Source organism: Streptomyces sp. rh34 (genome assembly GCF_002551245.1).
Lineage (GTDB): Bacteria > Actinomycetota > Actinomycetes > Streptomycetales > Streptomycetaceae > Streptomyces.
In genome coordinates, this window is sequence record NZ_NTGZ01000517.1 from 1 (window position 1) to 1,600 (window position 1,600).

The following is a 1,600-nucleotide window of genomic DNA, read 5'->3' on the forward strand; positions in this document are numbered from 1 at the left end:
CGGGCGGGCGGGGCGGTCTCGGCGACCGTTTCCCCGGGCGTGTCGTCCACGGTGGGGGCGGCGGAATCGGCGGCCGGTATGGCCGGCGTGACGTCCTCGGCGGGGGCCACGGCCGCACCGGGCGGGCCCGCCGGGCGGGAAGCGGCGCGGCGCCTGCGGCGCGGCGGCAGCTTGTCCCCGGGGGTGTTCTCTTCGTTGTTCCCGGTCGTGCCGGGTTCGTTCGGCTGAGGCATGCGGGCGGTTCTCCCGTCGTGCTCCCGGGCGCCGCGTCTGATTCCGGTCCGGCACGGTCCGCAGTGGTGCGATACCGCCGTCCGGGGCGCGGGCGCCGCACGGGAGCTGATGTCTGGCTCGCCGGTTCCGTATGCGGTGTGCGTACGGCCTGGCGAAAGTCTTGTGGGTCAGTGCGCGGCCCGACCCAGGTGGCTCCCGAGTCGGAGGGCTGCGCTACAACGACCGCCCTACGCGGAACCTGAACCTTCCGGCGCCGTCGCGACGGCTGCCCCGGCGACCGCGGGATGCGCGGTCGGGGCGGCCTCGCGGTCGGGCGCGAGCGGGTCGGTCACCGTGCCGGACTCCTCGTCGAAGAGCCCCTGCGCCAGCCTCGTCACCGCAGCGGGAACGGGCGGCGCCAGGTCGGCCACAGCTCGGAGACCGGACAGGACGTCGTCGGGTCGCACGGCGGGTGTCACGTGCCGAACAACCAGGCGCAGTATCGCACAGGGCCGCATCCCCGGCCTATCGGCCGGAGCGTCGACGACCCGCAGGTCGGCGACGGCGGCACGGGCGTCGAACGTACGGATGCCGTTCTTCGCCTTGCGCTGGACCTCTACGGTCCCGGCGTCGTTGAAGGCGGCCACGGCGGCACGGGCGTCCTCGGGGTCGACGCCGTCCAGGCGCATCTCCCAGACGGACGCGGTGAGCCGCTCGGCCAGGCCCGAGGTCCGGACCTCCACCGCGTCGATGATGTCGAGGCCGTCCGGCATCGACGCGTCGAGCAGTCCGCGCAGGACCTCGGGGTCCCGCGCCTCGGTGAGGGCGATCTCCAGGAACTCCGCCTCACTGCCCGTGCCGGTGGGTGCGGCATTGGCGTAGGAGACCTTGGGGTGGGGGGTGAAGCCCGCCGAGTACGCCATCGGCACCTCGGAGCGGCGCAGTGCCCGCTCGAAGGCCCGCTGGAAGTCTCGGTGGCTGGTGAACCGGAGGCGGCCGCGCTTGGTGTAGCGCAGGCGGATGCGCTGCACTGCCGGTGCGGGCGGCGGGCCTTCGGGCTGTCGCTTGCCCAGTGGTTCTTCTCCTCGGTGCGGGGCGGGCGCGGTGGCGCGCCGCCCACGAGATTCGGGTGCCCCCCGGGTGCCGCTCCGGCTCACCCCCGCTTGACGAACTTCTCGCCGAGCTGAGGGGTCTCGGACGCCTGCGCCGCGCTGGGGACAGTCGTTGTACTACCCAGAGTACGCGCAGGGATCCCCAGCGGTTCCCCGGACCGTGCGCCGCCCGTGGAGCCGGCCAGCGCCCGCCAGGCGTCGCGGCGCGCCCGGCGCACGGTTTCCCGGGCGGACGCGAGGGCCTGTCTCTTATACACATCTCTGATGGCGCGAGG

Annotated in this window: 2 protein-coding genes and 1 pseudogene; all 3 read right to left on the reverse strand. The window is 74.2% G+C overall.

All coding sequences use genetic code 11. From position 1 onward, the window contains the following. Nucleotides 1-233, reverse strand: a 233-nt coding sequence (locus CR470_RS38970) for a hypothetical protein (RefSeq protein ID WP_143663993.1), incomplete at its 3' end; no start/stop codon positions are given. 228 nt (nucleotides 234-461) lie between these two features. Next, nucleotides 462-1,244 carry a TIGR03936 family radical SAM-associated protein gene (locus CR470_RS37845; RefSeq protein ID WP_097872280.1) on the reverse strand — a complete coding sequence of 261 codons (783 nt, stop codon included), beginning with the start codon at nucleotides 1,242-1,244 and terminating at the stop codon, nucleotides 462-464. A 122-nt stretch (nucleotides 1,245-1,366) separates the two neighbouring features. Next, nucleotides 1,367-1,600, reverse strand: a pseudogene (locus tag CR470_RS40160) (hypothetical protein); the annotation flags it as partial.